We start from the raw sequence: 17323 nt of genomic DNA, 5'->3' as shown, positions 1-17323 counted from the left end.
GAGCGGGCTCAGCCCGCCAGGCCGGCGCGCTCGGCGCCGATGGTGGTGTCGTCGCCGTGACCGGTGTGGACCACGGTCTCGTCGGGCAGGGCGAGGAGCTTCTCGCGGATCGAGGCCTTGATGACGTCCTCGTCGCTGTAGGAGCGACCGGTGGCCCCCGGACCTCCCTGGAAGAGGGTGTCGCCGGTGAAGACGCACCCCAGCGCCGGGGCGTGGAAGCACACGGCCCCCGGGGCGTGGCCCGGCGTGTGCAGCGCCCGCAGGACCGTGCCCCCGACGAGGATCTCGAAGCCGTCGCCGAGGTCGACGTCCCACAGGTGGCCCTCGCCGTCCTCGGTGAGGTGGGTCAGGTCCCACAGCGGCTTGTCGTCGGGGTGCAGCATGATCGGCGCCACCACCCGCTCGCGCAGGGCCGGCGCCACCCGCGAGTGGTCGTCGTGGGCGTGGGTCAGCAGGATCGCGCGCACGGTGCGCTCGCCCACCAGCGCCAGGATGTCCTCGACCGAGTGGGGGGCGTCGATGACGACGCACTCGGTGTCGTCGCCGACGACCCAGAGGTTGTTGTCGACCTGGTGGGTCTCGCCGTCGAGGCTGAAGGTGCCGCTGGAGACGGCGTGGTCGATGCGCACTCCCCCGGCAGCGCCGCTCACAGGATCACCACCGAGCGCAGCACGCCGCCGTCGTGCATCTTGGCGAAGGCGGCCTCGACGTCGTCGATGCCGATCTCCTCGGTCACGAAGGCGTCGAGGTCGAGACGGCCCTGCTGGTAGAGGTCGACGAGCATCGGGAAGTCGCGGCTGGGCAGGCAGTCGCCGTACCAGCTGGACTTCAGGGCGCCGCCGCGGCCGAAGACGTCGATGAGCGGGATCTCCGGCACGGTCATGTCGGGGGTCGGCACGCCGACCAGGACGACGGTGCCGGCCAGGTCGCGGGCGTAGAACGCCTGCTTCCAGGTCTCCGGGCGGCCCACGGCCTCGATGACGACGTCGGCGCCCTCGGCCCCGGCGTAGGTCTGGGCGCAGATCTCCTTGATGGCCTCCACCGGGTCGGTGGTCGAGGAGTCGACAGTGTGGGTGGCGCCGAGGGCCTTGGCGGTCTCGAGCTTGCCGGCGTCGATGTCGACGGCGATGATCGGGCTCGCGCCGGCCAGCGCGGAGCCCGCGATCGCGGCCACGCCCACGCCCCCGCAGCCGATGACCGCGACCGACCTGCCGCGGCCCACGGCGCCGGTGTTGATCGCCGCGCCGATGCCGGCCATCACGCCGCAGCCCAGCAGGCCGACGGCGGCCGGACGGGCCGACGGGTCGACCTTGGTGCACTGGCCGGCCGCGACCAGGGTCTTCTCGGCGAAGGCGCCGATGCCCAGCGCGGGGCTGAGCTCGGTGCCGGCGTCGTCGCCCTCGGCCAGCGTCATCTTCTGGGTGGCGTTGTGGGTGGCGAAGCAGTACTGCGGCTCGCCGCGCTCGCAGGCGCGGCACTGGCCGCACACCGCGCGCCAGTTGAGCACGACGAAGTCGCCGGGGGCCACCGAGGTGACGTCGTCGCCGACGGCCTCGACGACGCCGGAGGCCTCGTGGCCGAGCAGGAACGGGAAGTCGTCGTTGATGCCGCCCTCGCGGTAGTGCAGGTCGGTGTGGCACACCCCGCACGCCTGGATCTTGACCACGGCCTCGCCCGGCCCGGGGTCGGGCACGTTGATCGTCGTGACCTCGACGGGCTGTCCCTTGGCCCGTGCGACGACGGCCTTCACCTGCTGCATGGTTCTCCTCCGGTCGGGGATGGCGCCGAGCGGCGCCGGTGGCCCCGAGCCTAGGCGGTGCCCCGGACGCTCAGCCGGCGAGGACGTCGGTGACGGGCAGCGAGGAGTCGGCGGGCAGGTCGAGGGAGGAGGGCGTGCGGCCGCGGGCGACCATCTCGGCGCCGAGGGCCGCCACCATCGCGCCGTTGTCGGTGCACAAGCCGGGCCGCGGCACCCGCACCCGGATGCCCAGGGTCTCGGCGCGCGACTCCGCCAGCGCCCGCAGCCGGGAGTTGGCCGCGACCCCGCCGCCGATGAGCAGGTCGTCGATGCCCTCGCTGGCCGCCGCGTCGAGCGCCTTGCGCACCAGCACGTCGCACACCGCCTCCTGGAAGGACGCCGCCACGTCGGCCACCGGCACCGGCTCCCCCGAGCGCTCCCGGGTCTCGACCCACCGCGCCACCGCGGTCTTGAGCCCGGAGAAGGAGAAGTCGAAGCGGTGCCGCTCGAGGTCCTTGCGGGCGGTGAGGCCGCGGGGGAAGTCGATGGCCACGCTGTCTCCCTCGCGGGCGACCCGGTCGACGTGGGGACCCCCGGGGAAGGGCAGGCCCAGCAGCCGGGCGACCTTGTCGAAGGCCTCCCCCGCGGCGTCGTCGATGGTCGAGCCCATCGAGACGATGCCGTCGTCGTGGCCGGTCACGTCGGCCACCCGCAGCAGGCTGGAGTGGCCCCCGCTCACCAGCATCGCCACGCAGGGCTCGGGCAGCGCGCCGTGCTCGAGCTGGTCGACGGCCACGTGGGAGGCCAGGTGGTTGACGCCGTAGAGCGGCTTGCCGAGGCCGAGCGCGAGGGCCTTGGCCGCGGCCACCCCCACCAGGAGGGCACCGGCGAGGCCCGGCCCGTGGGTCACCGAGATCGCGTCGACCTCGTGCAGGGCGACCCCCGCGGTCTCGCAGGCCCGCTCGATGGTCGGGACCATGGCCTCGAGGTGGGCCCGGCTCGCGACCTCGGGCACGACGCCGCCGAAGCGCGCGTGCTCCTCGACGCTGCTGGCCACCGCGTCGGCGAGCAGGGTGCGCCCGCGCACGATGCCGATGCCGGTCTCGTCGCAGGAGGTCTCGATGCCCAGCACCAGGGGTCCGTCGGTGTGCTCCACGCGCCCATTGTGCCCGTCGAGCGCCGGGGGTCGCGTGCCAGCATGGCGGGGTGCGTGACGAGGGTGTCGGGGTCGGGGTCGGGGTGGACGGCGGCGTCGGGGAGGGGCCGACGGGCGAGCCGGCGCGGGAGGTGTCGGTCGAGGAGCTCTACGCCGGGTGCGGCGCGGCGCTGCTGCACCACCAGGTGCCGCGCGCGGGGGTGCGGCGGGCGTGGCTCGCCGGGCCGACCGCGGCCGCGTGGTGGGGGCCGGGCGGTCGACCCGGTGGGCCCGTCGACGTCGTGACCGCGGTGGGCCCGCCGGCGCTGCTCGGCCCCGTGCTGACGCTGGCCGCCGCCACGTCGCCGGTGCCCGGGCGGCTCAGCGTGGAGGCCCGCTCGGCCCACGTCGTGCCGGCGCCGTGGCGCCAGGTCGACCCGTGGACGTGGCACTGGATGCGGGCCCGGCGCGGCGACGTGCCGCTCGCACCGACCCCGGAGGTGGTCGACCTCGGCCTCGCGCACCCCGAGGAGGTCGACGCCGTGCTCGACGCCGCCAACCCCGGGTCCTTCGCCCGCTCCGACACCCCGGGCGTCCTCACCTGGCACGGCGTACGCCGCCCCGGGCCGGGCCGCCCGCTGGTGGCGGTCGGTGCCCTGGCCGCCCAGCCCGACGGCAGCGGGCACCTGCGCGGGGTGGCGGTGCTGCCCGGGGAGCGCGGCCGCGGGCTGGGCCGGGCGGTGTCGACGTCGCTGACCCGCGCGGGCCTCGCCCTGGCCGACGTGGTCACGCTGGGCGTCTACACCGACAACGCCCCGGCGCTGGCCGTCTACGCCTCGCTGGGCTACGAGACCGTCCACACCTTCGTCTCGGGCCCCACGAGCGCACGCTCGAGCACGACCGCGGCGGTGCCGTCGCGGTAGTAGCGCGACCGGCGCGCGATCTCGCCGAAGCCGCGGGCGGCGTAGAGGGCCCGGGCGCCGGCGTTGTCCTCGCGCACCTCGAGCAGGAGCCGCTCGGCGCCGGCCTCGCGGGCCAGCGCCGCCACGGCCTCCAGGAGGGCGCTGGCCAGCCCGCCGCGGCGCCGGTCGGCGGCCACCGCGATCCGCTGGAGCTCGGCGGGATCGGGGTCGGTGTCGGGGTCCGGGTCGAGGCCCGGGTCAGCGGCGGAGGTCGCCGGCAGGGGCAGGCTGACCACGGCGTGGCCCACCACCTCGGAGCCGTCCTGCGTCACGAGGTAGACGACGGTGGGCAGGTCGCCGGCGAGGCCCGCGCCGACCAGCGCCTCGCTCCAGGCGTCGTCGCCGAGCCCCTCGCGCTCGAGGCCGACCACCGCGTCGAGGTCGGCGAGGGACGCGCGGCGCACGAGCGCGCCGCTCACGGGCCCGTCACGGGGCGGCGGCGGCCGGCACCGCGCGCGCCACCGCGTCGGGTCGGCGCAGGTAGAGCGGCTCGGGGTCGAGCAGCTCGACCCGCTCCTCCGCGATGGCGCGGGCCAGCCAGCCCGCGCCGGGGCGCTGCGGCCCTAGCGCGGCGGGGAAGGCCTCGGGGTAGAGCGCGCCGCCCTCCCCCACGACGGGGCGGTCGGTGGCCAGCACGGCCGGCTTGTCGACGACCGGGCCCTCGAGGCGGGCGCCGCCTGCGTCGTAGGAGGCGAGGTAGACCTCCTTGCGCCGGGCGTCGGTGGCCACGACGAAGCCGCCGGCCAGCCGCTCGCCGAGGGTGTCGGCGGCCTCGACGGCCAGCACGTCGAGGGAGCAGGCGGCGTAGACCGGGAGCTCCAGCACGAAGCCGAGCGTGCGCGCGGTGACCAGGCCGACCCGCAGCCCGGTGAAGGGCCCGGGGCCGGCGCCGACCCCGATCGCGGTGAGGTCCTGGCGCACGATGCCGGCCTGGGCCAGGGCCTTCTCGATGAGCGGGGCCAGCTGCTCGCCGTGCTTCATGGTGCGCTCGGAGACCAGGTCGACCACGACGTCGTCGCCGTCGTGGAGGGCCACGCAGACCTGGGGCGAGGAGGTGTCGAAGGTCAGCAGCACGCGCCCGAGGCTAGCCCAGCCCGCGGACCGACCCGGGATCAGCCGAGGGCGCGGAAGGACAGGGCGTGCCAGCGCGGGCCGACCGGCGTGATCTCCACCCGGCGCGGGTCCTCGCTGCCCTCGGGGTCGAGGTCGCGCACGATGTTGATCTCCAGGCGCGACTCGCTGAGGCCCTCGGCCAGCCCCGCGCCCCACTCCACCACCGTCACCGCGTCGGACAGGGAGGTGTCGAGGTCGAGGTCGTCGAGCTCGTCGAGGCCGCCCAGGCGGTAGGCGTCGACGTGCACCAGCTGCGGACCGCCCACCTCCGAGGGGTGCACGCGGGCGATGACGAAGGTCGGCGAGGTCACCCCGCCGCGCACGCCCAGCCCCGCCCCGAGGCCCTGGGTGAAGGTCGTCTTGCCGGCGCCCAGCTCGCCGGTGAGCACGATGAGGTCGCCCCGCGTGAGCTGGCCGGCCAGCGAGCGGCCGATCCCGCGCATGGCCTCCGCGGTCGGCGCGGCCCAGACCGCCGTACGCAGGGGCCGGCGCATCTCGACGTGCGGGGAGCGGCGCAGGATCTCCTTGAAGCCCTGGCGCTCCCAGAAGCGCACGGTGCGGGGCAGCTCCTCGCGCGCGACGACGGTGAGGTCGTCGGTGCCGGTGCCGGAGGCCTCGACCGCCTCGACCGCGGCCTCGATGAGCGCCCCGGCGATGCCGTGGCCCTGGTGGTCGGGGCTGACGGCGAAGCGGCGCAGGTAGGTCGTGCTGCCGACCGGGTCGAGCACGACGGCGCCGACGGCCTCGCCGTCGAGGCAGGCCAGCAGGCCCCCGCCGCCCGCGCCGACGCGGCTGAGCCTCTCGGCGATGGTCTCCACGCTCTCCCCGAGCGCGTCGGCCGGCGGGTCGAGCGGGGGCCGCGCGGAGAACGCGGCCCGCACCACCTCGAGCACGTCGCCGGCGTGCTCCGGGCCGACCTGGCGCACGGTGAGCGTCATCGGCGCGACACCTGCTCGGTCGCGGCGGCCACGAGCTGGTCGATCTCGGCGTTGACGTGGTCGTGGCGCTCCATCATCACCATGTGGCCCGCCCCCTCGCACTCCAGCAGCCGCGAGCCCTCGATGCGCTCGTGCAGCTTGCGGCTGTGGCCGACCGAGGTGAGCTTGTCGGCCGTGCCGCACACGATCGAGACCGGCACCTGCTCGAGCACCTCCACGCTGTCGAACTTGTCGAGACCCCGGAAGCTCGGGAAGAACTCCGCGACCACGGCGAAGGGCGTCGCGCTGAGCATGTCGTCGACGAAGCTGATGTAGGAGGCCGGCACGTCGTCGCCGAAGGCGAAGACGTCGGTGGCCACCGTCGCGAAGCTGCGACCGAGGCGACGCACGAGGTCGACCAGGTGGTGCCCGCGGGCCAGGGTCTTGACCGCCGAGCCGGTCACCCGGCTGCCCAGCGGGGTCGGCACCAGCGGCAGCAGCAGCCGGCTCGGGTCGAGCCCGCCCGCGGTCGTGGCGATGAGGCCCACGCCGACCACCCGGTCGCCGACCAGCTCGGGGAACTGCTCGACCAGCGCCACGATCGACATGCCGCCCATCGAGTGGCCCACGAGCACCACCGGGCCCTCGGGCACGACCTCGTCGAGCACCTGGCGCAGGTCGCGGCCCAGCTGGTCGATGGTGGCGTTGCCGCGCGGGGAGCGTCCGGAGCGGCCGTGGGAGCGCTGGTCGTAGTAGACGCTGCGCACCAGGCCGCGGTACCCCGCGCGCTGGAAGTGCCAGCAGTCGAGGTTGAGCGCGTAGCCGTGGCAGAACACGACGGTCAGCGGCGGCTCGCCCGGCCCGCGGCCGAGCTGGCCGCGCGGCGCGGCGTACTCGTCGACCTCGACGTGCAGCGGCACGCCGTCGTCGGCGACCACCGTGCGCGCCGGGGAGCGCAGCGAGCCGAAGCGCACGGTGTCGCCGGCGCCGTGGCGGGCCATGACCCGGCGGTAGCGGGCGACGCTGACGGCGGCGGTGCCGGCCGCCGCCGCGCCGGCGGCCCCGGCCGCCAGCTGCCAGATGCGGCTGCGGGCGCTCATGCGGTCTCCTGCGGCTCGAGGACGGGTACGACGGTCGGGGCCGGGTCGGCCCCGGGCACGGCCCCGGTGTGGCGCCGGTGCAGCCGCCCGCCGAGGCGGGTGACGATCTCGTAGCTGATCGTGCCGCACGCCTCGGCCCAGTCCTGCGCGCTGGGCGCCGGCGCGGGGCCGATCAGCACGGCCTCGTCGCCGGCCCGGGCACCGGGCGCGCCGAGGTCGACGACCAGCTGGTCCATGCAGACGGTGCCGCGCACGGGCACCCGGTGACCGGCCACGGCGACCTCGGCCCGGTCGGAGGCGTGGCGCGGGACCCCGTCGCCGTAGCCCACCGGCACCAGGCCGAGGGTCGTGGCGGCGGGGGCGACCCAGCGGTGGCCGTAGGAGACCCCGGCACCGGCCGGGACCTGCTTGACCAGGGCGAGCGGGGAGCGCACGGTCATCGCCGGGCGCAGCCCGAGGTCGGGGGTGTGCCCGGGGGCGGGGTCGAGGCCGTAGGCGGCCAGGCCGCAGCGCACGAGGTCGAAGCGGGCCGAGGGCCGCAGCAGGGCGCCGGCGGAGTTGGCCAGGTGCCGCACCTCGGGGCGCAGCCCGGCGGCCTCGGCGAGCACGAGCGCCTCGCGGAAGGCGGCCTCCTGGGCGGCGTTGGCGGGGTGGTCGGGCTCGTCGCTGCACGCGAGGTGCGACCACACGCCGGTGACGCGCCACGACCCGTCGCGCTCGCCGGCCCGGGCCGCGGCGACCAGCGCCGGCCAGGCGGCGGCGGTGGAGCCGCCGCGCGACAGGCCGGTGTCGACCTTGAGCTGGAGCCGCGCCGGACGGCCCGCCCGCGACACCGCGGCCGACACCGCGGCGAGCTGGTCGAGGTCGTAGACGGTGACGTCGACGTCGGCGGCGACGGCGCCCGCGTGGTCGTCGGCGGGCACGGTGAGCCAGGTGAGCAGCCGGCCCCGGTCACCGGCGGCGCGCAGCGCGGCCGCCTCCTCCAGCGTGGCCACGCCGAGCCAGTCGGCGCCGGCCCCACGGGCCGCCCGGGCGACCTCGAGCATGCCGTGGCCGTAGCCGTCGGCCTTGACCACGACCATGAGCGCCGCAGGCGCGACCTGCGCGCGCAGCACGCCCACGTTGTGCCGGACCGCCGCCAGGTCGACGACGATCTCGGGGTGCGGGGGCCCGGGCTCGGGCGCGGCGGAGGGCGACGGGGTCATCGCGGCCATTCTCCCACCACCGCGCGCCGACGCCTCACCCGGCGAGGCACGCGCGCACGACGCCCGGCACCGCCCGGGCGACGTCGAGGGCGACCAGCGGCCCGCCGTCGGCGGCCACGGTGGCGGCGGCGCCGTGCACCCACGACCCGACCGAGGCGGCGTCGAAGGGGTCGAGGCCGGCCGCGAGCAGGGCGCCCACGAGCCCGCCCAGCACGTCGCCGGCGCCCGCCGTGGCCAGCCACGGCGTGCCGGTGGTGGTCGAGCGCACCCGTCCGGCGGGGGTGGCGACGAGCGTGTGGCGGCCCTTGAGCAGCACCACCGCGTCGTACGCCGCCGCCGCGTGGCGGGCGAAGTGCAGCGGGCGGGCCTCGATCGCGGCGCGCTCCTCCCCCAGCATCGCCGCCAGCTCCCCGGCGTGCGGGGTGAGCACCGCCGGCACGCCGAGCGGGCCCTCGACGTGGGCCAGGGCGTCGGCGTCGACGACCACCGGCACGCCGTCGGCGAGCGCCGCGCGCAGCTCCTCGCCGGCGGCCTCCCCGCCCCCGGAGCCGACCACCCACGCCTGCACCCGGCCGGGCCCGACGACCTCGGGGTGGGCCTCGCGCACCCGGTCGGTGACGGCGCTGTCGCCCACGTGGCGCACCATGCCGACCAGGCCGGTGGCCGCGCCCGCGACCGACAGCAGGGCCGCGCCGGGATAGGTCGCCGAGCCGGCCCGCACGCCGACGACGCCGCGGGTGTACTTCTGGGCGTCGGGCGCCGGGCGCGGCAGCAGCGCGGCGACGTCGGCCGGCTGGAGGGCCTCGAGGTCGGCGGGGGGCAGGTCGAGGCCGAGGTCGACCAGGTGCACCGGTCCGCAGGCGGCCGCGGCCGGGTCGACGAGGTGCGCCGCCTTGAGCGTGCCGAAGGTGACGGTGAGGTCGGCGCGCACGTGGGCGCCGTCGAGCTCGCCGGTGTCGACGTCGACGCCCGAGGGCGTGTCGACCGCCACCACGGGCACCCCGCGCACGGCCTCGAGGGCGGCCACCGCCTCGGGGCGCAGGCCGGGTCGACCGCCGATGCCGACCACGCCGTCGAGCACCACGTCGTAGTCCGCACCGGCCAGGGGGGCCACGCCGTCCACCACGCGCCCCCCGGCGGCCCGCAGCGCGGCGAGGCCCTGGGCGTGCACACGCTCGGAGAGCAGCAGCGCGTGGACCCCGCAGCCGCGACGGGCGAGGTGGGCGCCGGCCCACAGGGCGTCGCCGCCGTTGTCGCCCGAGCCCACGAGCAGCAGCACCCGTGCGCCGTACGACGCACCGAGCAGCCTCGCCACCGCGTGGGCCAGGCCGGTCGCCGCCCGCTGCATCAGCGCGCCCTCGGGCAGCCGCGCCACGAGGGCCGCCTCGGCGGCACGGACCTGCTCGACGGTGTGGGCGCTCCTCATGGCCCGACCCTAGCCACGCCGTGCCACGCGGGACGGGAGTCGCGGTCGGGCGTCGCGGTCAGGAGTTGCGGGGGAAGCCCAGGTCGACCCCGCCGTGGCTGGGGTCGAGCCAGCGGCTGGTGACGGTCTTCTCGCGGGTGTAGAAGTCCACGCCGTGGGTGCCGTAGGCCTTGGTGTCGCCGAAGAGCGAGGCCTTCCAGCCGCCGAAGGAGTGGTAGGCCACCGGCACCGGGATCGGCACGTTGACCCCGACCATGCCGACCTCGACCTCGCGCTGGAAGCGACGCGCGGCGCCTCCGTCGTGGGTGAAGATCGCCGTGCCGTTGCCGTAGGGCGAGGCGTTGATGAGCGCGACCCCCTCCTCGTAGCCCTCGACCCGCACCACCGAGAGCACCGGTCCGAAGATCTCGTCGGTGTAGACCGCCGAGGTCGTCGGCACCCGGTCGACCAGGGAGGGGCCGAGCCAGAAGCCGTCGGGCTCGCCGTCGACCTCGACCCCGCGCCCGTCGACGACCACGTCGGCGCCGTCGGCGACGGCCACGTCGAGGTAGCCCGCGACCTTGTCGCGGTGCTCGCGGGTGATGAGCGGACCCATGTCGCAGGCACGACGGCCGTCACCGGTGCGCAGGGTGGCCATCCGCTCGCGCACCTTGGCCACCAGGGCGTCGGCGACGGAGTCGACCGCCACGACGACCGAGACGGCCATGCAGCGCTCCCCGGCGGAGCCGAAGCCGGCGTTGACCGCGGCGTCGGCCACCAGGTCGAGGTCGGCGTCGGGCAGCACCAGCATGTGGTTCTTGGCCCCGCCCAGGGCCTGCACGCGCTTGCCGGCGGCGGTGCCACGCTCGTAGACGTAGCGCGCGATCGGCGTCGACCCGACGAAGGAGACCGCCGCGACGTCGTCGTGGTCGAGCAGCGCGTCGACGGCCTCCTTGTCGCCGTGCACGACGTTGAGCACGCCGTCGGGCAGGCCGGCCTCCTGCATCAGCGCGGCCATCCACACCGCGGGGCTCGGGTCCTTCTCGCTGGGCTTGAGCACCACGGTGTTGCCGGCCGCGATCGCGATCGGGAAGAACCACAGCGGCACCATCGCCGGGAAGTTGAAGGGGCTGACGACGCCCACCACGCCGAGCGGCTGGCGCAGCGAGTAGACGTCGACGCCGGTGGAGACGTTCTCGGAGTAGGCGCCCTTCACCAGCTGCGGCATGCCGCACGCGAACTCCACCACCTCCAGGCCGCGGGCGATCTCGCCCAGGGCGTCGGAGAGCACCTTGCCGTGCTCGCCGGTGAGGATCTCGGCGAGCTCCTCGCGACGGGCCGTGAAGAGCTCGCGGAAGCGGAACATCACCTGCTGGCGCGCCGCCATCGACGCCACCCCCCAGGTCTCGTACGCCGCGCGCGCCACCTCGACCGCGTGGTCGACGTCGGCGGTCGAGCCGAGGCGCACGTGCTTGGTCGCGACGCCGAGGGCCGGGTCGGTGACCGGCTGGGTGCGGGTCGACTCCCCCGCCCAGGCGGCGCCGCCCACCCAGTGGTCGAGCACGGGCAGGTCGGTCGGGTTCCGGGTCACGGTCACTCCTCGTCGAGCAGGGTCAGGACGGCGTCGTAGGCCTCGAGGGCCTCGGCGACCTCGTCGTCGGTGACGACGCAGGGCGGCACGACGTGGATGCGGTTGTCGGCGGTGAGCGGCAGCAGACCACGGGCGAGCAGCTCGGACTTGGCGCGGGCCATGCTCGCCGCGGCCAACGGCTCGCGGGTGGCGCGGTCGGCGACGAGCTCGAGGGCCCAGAAGACGCCGACGCCGCGCACCTCGCCCACCACGCGGTGGCGCTCGGCGAGCGCGGCGAGGCCGGGCCCGAGCACGTCGGTGCCGATGCGGCGGGCGTGGTCGACGATGCCCTCCTCGGCCATGGCGTCGAGCGCGGCGACGATGGACGCCGCGGCCAGCGGGTGGCCGGAGTAGGTCAGCCCGCCCGGGAAGACGCGCTCGTCGAAGGAGGCCGCGATCTCCTCGCCGATCACGACGCCGCCGACCGGCACGTAGCCGGAGTTGACGCCCTTGGCGAAGGTGAGGAGGTCGGGCACGACGTCGTGGGCGTCGAGCGCGAACCACTCGCCCGTGCGCCCGAAGCCGGCCATCACCTCGTCGAGGATCATCACGATCCCGTGGCGGTCGCACAAAGCGCGCACGCCGGCGAGGTAGCCCGGCGGGGGCACCAGCACGCCGGCGGTGCCGGGGACCGTCTCGAGGAGCACCGCCGCGATCCCCGAGGGGCCCTCGCTCTCGACGACGCGACGCAGGTGCTGCAGCGCGCGCTCGCCCTCCTCCTCGGGCGTGGTGGCCCAGAACTCGCTGCGGTAGAGGTAGGGCCCGAAGACGTGCACGTGCCCGCGGGCGAACTCGTTGGGCACCCGCCTCCAGTCGCCGGTCGCGACGACCGCGGCGCCGGTGTTGCCGTGGTAGGAGCGGTAGGTCGAGACGACCTTGTCGCGTCCGGTGTGCAGGCGCGCCATCCGGATCGCGTTCTCGACGGCGTCGGCACCGCCGTTGGTGAAGAAGACCTTGTCGAGCCCTGCGGGCGCCCGCTCGGTGATCCGGCGCGCCGCCTCGCCGCGCACCAGCGCCGCCGTCGAGGGGGCCACCGTCGCGAGGGTCGCGGCCTGCTCCTGGATCGCGGCCACGACCTTGGGGTGCTGGTGGCCGATGTTGACGTTGACCAGCTGGGAGGAGAAGTCGAGCCAGCTGCGGCCCTCGTGGTCCCACACCCGCGACCCCAGCCCGCCGGCCACCACCATCGGCGACAGGGCCCCCTGGGCCGACCAGGAGTGGAAGACGTGGGCGCGGTCGAGCTCGCGCGCCCGGGCGTCGAGCCCGGCGCCCTCGACCGTGGTCGGATCAGTCGTCGGATCAGTCGTCGGATGCGTCGTCATCGGGGTTCATCTCCTACGGATCCGTGCGTCATGGGCGCGCTGACGACGGCAATCGTCGCCACGGGGCGATCAAACCACGAATCACGCCGTCGTGCGACGACGACCCGGCTCAGGACTCCAGCACCACGACGGCGGAGGCGATGCCGGCGTCGTGGGACAGCGAGAGGTGCACGGAGGCGACGCCGAGGTCCCGGGCGCGGGCCAGGACGGAGCCGCGCATCTCCATCAGCGGGCGTCCGGAGGACTCCGAGACCACCTCCGCGTCGTGCCAGGCCAGGCCGACGGGCGCGCCGAGGGCCTTGGCCAGCGCCTCCTTCGCGGCGAAGCGGGCCGCGAGCGAGGCCAGCGGGCGCCCGGCCTCACCGGGGGTGAAGAGCCGCTCGCGCAGCCCCGGGGTGCGGGTGAGCGAGGCCCCGAAGCGCTCGATGTCGCAGACGTCGATGCCGACGCCGATCACCGCCACGTCGTGGCCGTCCCGCTACCCCGCAGCCCGCTCACTCGACGGTGACCGACTTGGCCAGGTTGCGGGGCTGGTCCACGTCGTGGCCCATCGCCGAGGCCAGCTCGCAGGCGAAGAGCTGCAGCGGCACCACGGCCACCAGCGGCTGGAGCAGCACGGGCACGCGCGGCAGCGGGATGAGCACGTCGGCGTAGGGCGTGATGGTCGCGTCGCCCTCCTCGGCCAGGCAGATCGTGACCGCGCCGCGGGCACGCACCTCCTGGATGCCCGAGAGCATCTTCCCGTGCAGCTGGTCGCGCCCGCGCGGGGGCACGACGCACAGCACCGGCAGGCCCTCCTCGACCAGGGCGATGGGGCCGTGCTTCAGCTCGCCGGCGGCGAAGCCCTCGGCGTGGAGGTAGGCCAGCTCCTTGAGCTTGAGCGCGCCCTCGAGGGCCACGGGGTAGCCGGCGTGGCGGCCCAGGAAGAGCACCGAGCGGGTGCCGACGTGGGTGCGGGCCAGCTCGTAGACCTGCTCGCAGCGTCCCAGGACCGCCTCGATCTGGTCGGGCACGGCCTCGAGCTGCTCCATCACCTGGGTGATCTCGTCGCCGTAGCGGGTGCCCTTGACCTGCGCGAGGTAGAGCGCGAGGAGGTAGCAGGCCACCAGCTGGGTCAGGAAGCCCTTGGTCGAGGCGACCCCGATCTCGGGTCCGGCGTGGGTGTAGATGACGGCGTCGGACTCGCGCGGGATCGTCGAGCCGTTGGTGTTGCAGATGGCCAGGACCTTGGAGCGCTGCGAGCGCGCGTGGCGGATCGCCTGGAGGGTGTCGGCGGTCTCCCCGGACTGGCTGATGGCCACCACGAGCGTGGAGTAGTCGAGGATCGGGTCGCGGTAGCGGAACTCCGAGGACAGCTCGACCTCGACCGGGATCCGGCACCAGTGCTCGATGGCGTACTTGGCGACCATGCCGGCGTAGAACGACGTGCCGGCGGCGATGATGATGATCTTGTCGATGTCGCGCAGCTCCTGGTCCGACAGGCGCATCTCGTCGAGCTGGAGCGCGCCGGAGCGGGTGCGACGGCCCAGCAGCGAGTCGGCCACCGCGCGCGGCTGCTCGAAGATCTCCTTGCGCATGAACCAGTCGTGGCCGTCCTTCTCGGCCGCCGAGAGGTCCCAGTCGACGTGGAACTGCGTGGCCTCGGCGGGGCGGCCGTCGAAGCCGGTCACGGCCACGCCGTCGCGGGTCAGGGTGACGACCTGGTCCTGGCCGAGCTCGAGGGCCTCGCGGGTGTGCTCGATGAAGGCGGCCACGTCGGAGCCGAGGAAGTTCTCCCCCTCCCCCAGGCCCACGACGAGCGGGGAGTTGCGCCGCGCCGCGACGACCCGGTCGGGGTCGTGGGCGTCGACCGCGACGAGCGTGAAGGCCCCGTCGAGCATCGCGCAGACGCGCTGCATCGCGGTGGTGAGGTCCTCGCCCGACTCCACCTGCAGCTCCAGCAGGTGGGCCACGGTCTCGGTGTCGGTCTCGGAGACCAGCACGTGGTCGTCGGCCTCGAGGCGGGCGCGCAGGTCGGCGAAGTTCTCGATGATGCCGTTGTGCACCAGGGCCACGCGACGGCTCGCCCCGACGTGGGGGTGGGCGTTGACGTCGTTGGGGGCACCGTGGGTGGCCCACCGGGTGTGCCCGATGCCGAGGCTCGCTGCGGGCAGCGGCTCCTCGGCCACGAGCTTCTCCAGGTTGGCCAGCTTGCCCGCGCGCTTGCGCGTGGCCAGCGCCCCGTCCTCGACCAGCGCGATGCCCGCGGAGTCGTAGCCCCGGTACTCCAGACGACGCAGCCCCTCGACCACCACGTCCTGGGCGGGCCTGCTTCCGATGTATCCCACGATCCCGCACATGGGCCGAGAGTCTATCGAGGGGCGGGCCCTCCATCGTGCAGGGCGCGGCGGCTGCAAGGATGAGGTCCATGCCGAACCAGGGGGCGACCCGGTCGTCCAACGGGCACCACGCCCACAGCGGCCACCACGGTCACGAGGACACCGGGCGGGAGACCTCCCCCTACATCGAGCTCGACCGCTCCGCCTGGGCCGCGCTGGCCCAGGAGACCGAGAGCCCGCTGACCGCCGAGGAGGTGCGGCGCCTGCGCGGCCTGGGCGACAACCTCGACATCGACGAGGTCCGCGACGTCTACCTCCCCCTCTCGCGCCTGCTCAGCCTCTACGTCGGCGCCGCGGGCGACCTGCACCGCGAGCAGGAGGGGTTCCTGCACCGCCGCACCCCGCCGCGCACGCCGTTCGTGATCGGCCTGGCCGGGTCGGTGGCCGTGGGCAAGTCCACGACCGCCCGCGTGCTGCAGCAGATGCTGGCCCACTGGCCCGAGCACCCCCACGTCGCGCTGGTGACCACCGACGGCTTCCTCTACCCCAACGCCGAGCTCGAGCGGCGCGGGCTGCTGCAGCGCAAGGGCTTCCCGGAGTCCTACGACCGCCGCGCCCTGCTGCGCTTCGTGGTCGACATCAAGTCGGGCAAGGAGGAGGTGGAGGCGCCGACGTACTCCCACCTGGTCTACGACGTGGTGCCCGAGGAGCGGGTCGTCGTCAGCCGCCCCGACATCGTCATCATCGAGGGGCTCAACGTGCTGCAGCCCGCCCGCACCCGCGAGGACGGACGCACGGGGCTGACGCTGAGCGACTTCTTCGACTTCAGCGTCTACGTCGACGCCGGCACGACCACGATCCGCGACTGGTACGTCTCGCGCTTCCTGCGGCTGCGCGAGACCGCCTTCCGCGACCCCGGGTCCTACTTCGCCAAGTACGCCGCGCTGACCCACGAGGAGGCCGTCGCGGAGGCCGAGCGCATCTGGGACGCCATCAACGGACCCAACCTGGTGCAGAACGTGCTGCCGACCCGCTCGCGGGCCACGCTCGTGCTGCGCAAGGACAAGGACCACTCGGTGCGCTACGTGCGCCTGCGCAAGCTGTAGCCGCTCAGGCCAGGGCGAGGCGGCGGCGCACCACGTCGGCGAGGCGCTCGGCCACGGCCGAGGCCCGCTCGGGGGTGGGCGCCTCGACCATGACCCGCACCAGCGGCTCGGTGCCGGAGGGGCGCAGCAGCACCCGGCCCTCCTCGCCCAGGTCGGCCGACTCCGCGGCCACGGCCGCGGCCACCTCGGGGTCGGAGTCGCAGCGCGCGCGGTCGACCTCGGGCACGTTGACCAGCACCTGCGGCAGGCGGGTCATCACCGAGGCGAGGTCGCGCAGGCTGCGACCGGTGCTCACCATGCGCTCGCACACGTGCAGCGCGGTCAGCAGGCCGTCGCCGGTGGTGGCGTGGTCGCTCATGATCACGTGGCCCGACTGCTCGCCACCGAGGGAGTAGCCGCCGGCGCGCATGTCCTCGAGCACGTAGCGGTCGCCGACCTTGGTCTGGCGCACGGTGATGCCGGCCGGGCGCAGGGCGCGCACCAGGCCGAGGTTGCTCATCACGGTCGCCACCAGGGTGTCGTCGACCAGGCGGCCGCGCTCCTGCATCGCCAGGGCGAGCACGGCCATGACCTGGTCGCCGTCGACCACGGCGCCGGTGGCGTCGACGGCCAGGCACCGGTCGGCGTCGCCGTCGACGGCGAAGCCGGCGTGGGCGCCCTCGTCCACGACCGCGCGGCGCAGCCGGTCGAGGTGGGTGGAGCCGTAGCCGTCGTTGATGTTGAGCCCGTCGGGCTCCGCACCGATGGTCACGACGTCGGCGCCGGCGTCGGCCAGGGCGCGGGGCCCGACCTCGCTGGCCGCGCCGTGGGCGCAGTCGAGCACGACGCGCAGGCCCGCCAGCGGCGTGTCGAGGGTGCGCACCAGGTGGGCGGAGTACTCCTCCACGGTGGGCGCGTAGGGGCGCACGCGACCGACGTCGGAGCCGGTCGGGCGCTCCCAGGTGCGGCCCAGCTGCGCCTCGATCTCGCGCTCGAGGTCGTCGTCGAGCTTGACCCCGCCGCGGGCGAGGAACTTGATGCCGTTGTCGGGCATCGCGTTGTGCGAGGCGCTGATGACGACGCCGAGGTCGGCGCCGAGGGAGTCGGTGAAGAACGCGACCCCGGGGGTCGGCAGCACGCGCAGGCGCAGCACGTCGACGCCGGCCGAGGCCAGGCCCGCCACGACGGCGTGCTCGAGGAACTGCCCGGAGATGCGGGTGTCACGGCCCACGACGGCGAGCGGCCGCCGCCCGGTGAACTCGCCATGATCGACGAGGACACGGGCGGCGGCCGCTCCGAGGCCCAGGGCCAGCTCGGCGGTGAGCACACCGCCGTTGGCCAGGCCACGGACGCCGTCGGTGCCGAAGAGGGGCCCGGTGGGAGCCACCACGTC

At 75.2% G+C, this 17323-nt stretch carries 16 protein-coding genes; 2 read left to right on the top strand and 14 right to left on the bottom strand.

Features of this window, described 5'->3' with window-relative positions; all coding sequences use genetic code 11:
* Positions 1 to 8 precede the first annotated feature (8 nt).
* The 3 genes from LPA27_RS05060 to tsaD all read right to left on the bottom strand — a co-directional run bounded on the left by LPA27_RS05060 (position 9) and on the right by tsaD (position 2894).
* Complete coding sequence (locus tag LPA27_RS05060; RefSeq protein ID WP_228941733.1) at positions 9 to 650, bottom strand: MBL fold metallo-hydrolase; 642 nt, start codon at positions 648 to 650, stop codon at positions 9 to 11.
* On the bottom strand, positions 647 to 1759 hold the full coding sequence (locus LPA27_RS05055) for an S-(hydroxymethyl)mycothiol dehydrogenase (protein ID WP_228941732.1): 1113 nt from the start codon (positions 1757 to 1759) through the stop codon (positions 647 to 649). The genes LPA27_RS05060 and LPA27_RS05055 overlap by 4 nt, the downstream gene beginning before the upstream one ends.
* A 70-nt stretch (positions 1760 to 1829) precedes the next feature.
* Positions 1830 to 2894 (bottom strand): tRNA (adenosine(37)-N6)-threonylcarbamoyltransferase complex transferase subunit TsaD, encoded by a 1065-nt coding sequence (gene tsaD / locus LPA27_RS05050; protein ID WP_193661309.1) that lies wholly within the window; start codon positions 2892 to 2894, stop codon positions 1830 to 1832.
* A 50-nt stretch (positions 2895 to 2944) separates the two neighbouring features.
* On the opposite strand from tsaD, the gene LPA27_RS05045 reads away from it, so the two are divergent.
* Positions 2945 to 3796 (top strand): GNAT family N-acetyltransferase, encoded by an 852-nt coding sequence (locus tag LPA27_RS05045; protein WP_228941731.1) that lies wholly within the window; start codon positions 2945 to 2947, stop codon positions 3794 to 3796.
* Here the strand turns inward: LPA27_RS05045 and LPA27_RS05040 are convergent.
* From LPA27_RS05040 to glmS, 10 genes are all read right to left on the bottom strand, one after another.
* Positions 3718 to 4254, bottom strand: a complete 537-nt coding sequence (locus tag LPA27_RS05040) for a GNAT family N-acetyltransferase (RefSeq protein WP_228941730.1) — start codon at positions 4252 to 4254, stop codon at positions 3718 to 3720. The genes LPA27_RS05045 and LPA27_RS05040 overlap by 79 nt on opposite strands.
* A 7-nt stretch (positions 4255 to 4261) precedes the next feature.
* Complete coding sequence (gene tsaB / locus LPA27_RS05035; protein WP_228941729.1) at positions 4262 to 4909, bottom strand: tRNA (adenosine(37)-N6)-threonylcarbamoyltransferase complex dimerization subunit type 1 TsaB; 648 nt, start codon at positions 4907 to 4909, stop codon at positions 4262 to 4264.
* A 38-nt stretch (positions 4910 to 4947) separates the two neighbouring features.
* The gene (gene tsaE, locus LPA27_RS05030; RefSeq protein WP_228941728.1) at positions 4948 to 5886 is read right to left on the bottom strand and encodes a tRNA (adenosine(37)-N6)-threonylcarbamoyltransferase complex ATPase subunit type 1 TsaE; all 939 of its coding nucleotides are present in this window, start codon (positions 5884 to 5886) and stop codon (positions 4948 to 4950) included.
* Positions 5883 to 6965, bottom strand: a complete 1083-nt coding sequence (locus LPA27_RS05025) for an alpha/beta fold hydrolase (RefSeq protein ID WP_228941727.1) — start codon at positions 6963 to 6965, stop codon at positions 5883 to 5885. Before LPA27_RS05025 ends, tsaE begins: the two co-directional genes overlap by 4 nt.
* Complete coding sequence (gene alr, locus LPA27_RS05020; protein ID WP_228941726.1) at positions 6962 to 8170, bottom strand: alanine racemase; 1209 nt, start codon at positions 8168 to 8170, stop codon at positions 6962 to 6964. Before alr ends, LPA27_RS05025 begins: the two co-directional genes overlap by 4 nt.
* A 34-nt stretch (positions 8171 to 8204) precedes the next feature.
* On the bottom strand, positions 8205 to 9596 hold the full coding sequence (locus tag LPA27_RS05015) for an NAD(P)H-hydrate epimerase (protein ID WP_228941725.1): 1392 nt from the start codon (positions 9594 to 9596) through the stop codon (positions 8205 to 8207).
* A 58-nt stretch (positions 9597 to 9654) separates the two neighbouring features.
* Positions 9655 to 11166 carry a CoA-acylating methylmalonate-semialdehyde dehydrogenase gene (locus tag LPA27_RS05010; RefSeq protein WP_228941724.1) on the bottom strand — a complete coding sequence of 504 codons (1512 nt, stop codon included), beginning with the start codon at positions 11164 to 11166 and terminating at the stop codon, positions 9655 to 9657.
* A gap of 2 nt (positions 11167 to 11168) precedes the next feature.
* Positions 11169 to 12527, bottom strand: a complete 1359-nt coding sequence (locus LPA27_RS05005) for an aspartate aminotransferase family protein (protein WP_056863807.1) — start codon at positions 12525 to 12527, stop codon at positions 11169 to 11171.
* Between the two features lie 109 nt (positions 12528 to 12636).
* Positions 12637 to 12990 (bottom strand): holo-ACP synthase, encoded by a 354-nt coding sequence (locus tag LPA27_RS05000; RefSeq protein WP_056863806.1) that lies wholly within the window; start codon positions 12988 to 12990, stop codon positions 12637 to 12639.
* Between the two features lie 31 nt (positions 12991 to 13021).
* On the bottom strand, positions 13022 to 14866 hold the full coding sequence (glmS, locus tag LPA27_RS04995) for a glutamine--fructose-6-phosphate transaminase (isomerizing) (RefSeq protein WP_228941723.1): 1845 nt from the start codon (positions 14864 to 14866) through the stop codon (positions 13022 to 13024).
* A 68-nt stretch (positions 14867 to 14934) separates the two neighbouring features.
* Here glmS and coaA point away from each other — a divergent pair, with 68 nt between their 5' ends.
* A complete protein-coding gene (gene coaA / locus LPA27_RS04990) occupies positions 14935 to 15951 on the top strand; it encodes a type I pantothenate kinase (RefSeq protein ID WP_082500185.1) in 1017 nt (338 codons plus the stop codon).
* 4 nt (positions 15952 to 15955) lie between these two features.
* Here coaA and glmM read toward each other — a convergent pair whose 3' ends face one another.
* A complete protein-coding gene (glmM, locus tag LPA27_RS04985) occupies positions 15956 to 17320 on the bottom strand; it encodes a phosphoglucosamine mutase (RefSeq protein WP_228941722.1) in 1365 nt (454 codons plus the stop codon).
* Positions 17321 to 17323 lie beyond the last annotated feature (3 nt).

Source organism: Nocardioides sp. Leaf374 (genome assembly GCF_916862475.1).
GTDB classification, from domain to species: domain Bacteria; phylum Actinomycetota; class Actinomycetes; order Propionibacteriales; family Nocardioidaceae; genus Nocardioides; species Nocardioides kribbensis.
The sequence above is the reverse complement of the archived record's forward strand: the minus strand, read 5'-3'. Positions and strand labels throughout refer to the sequence as shown.

What these genes read in the sequence shown, in the direction of transcription:
- LPA27_RS05055 (WP_228941732.1), bottom strand. Translation starts at nt 1,759, where the DNA reads ATGCAGCAGGTGAAGGCCGTCGTCGCACGGGCCAAGGGACAGCCCGTC.
- tsaE (WP_228941728.1), bottom strand. Translation starts at nt 5,886, where the DNA reads ATGACGCTCACCGTGCGCCAGGTCGGCCCGGAGCACGCCGGCGACGTG.
- LPA27_RS05025 (WP_228941727.1), bottom strand. Translation starts at nt 6,965, where the DNA reads ATGAGCGCCCGCAGCCGCATCTGGCAGCTGGCGGCCGGGGCCGCCGGC.
- alr (WP_228941726.1), bottom strand. Translation starts at nt 8,170, where the DNA reads ATGACCCCGTCGCCCTCCGCCGCGCCCGAGCCCGGGCCCCCGCACCCC.
- LPA27_RS05015 (WP_228941725.1), bottom strand. Translation starts at nt 9,596, where the DNA reads ATGAGGAGCGCCCACACCGTCGAGCAGGTCCGTGCCGCCGAGGCGGCC.
- LPA27_RS05005 (WP_056863807.1), bottom strand. Translation starts at nt 12,527, where the DNA reads ATGACGACGCATCCGACGACTGATCCGACGACTGATCCGACCACGGTC.
- glmS (WP_228941723.1), bottom strand. Translation starts at nt 14,866, where the DNA reads ATGTGCGGGATCGTGGGATACATCGGAAGCAGGCCCGCCCAGGACGTG.
- coaA (WP_082500185.1), top strand. Translation starts at nt 14,935, where the DNA reads ATGCCGAACCAGGGGGCGACCCGGTCGTCCAACGGGCACCACGCCCAC.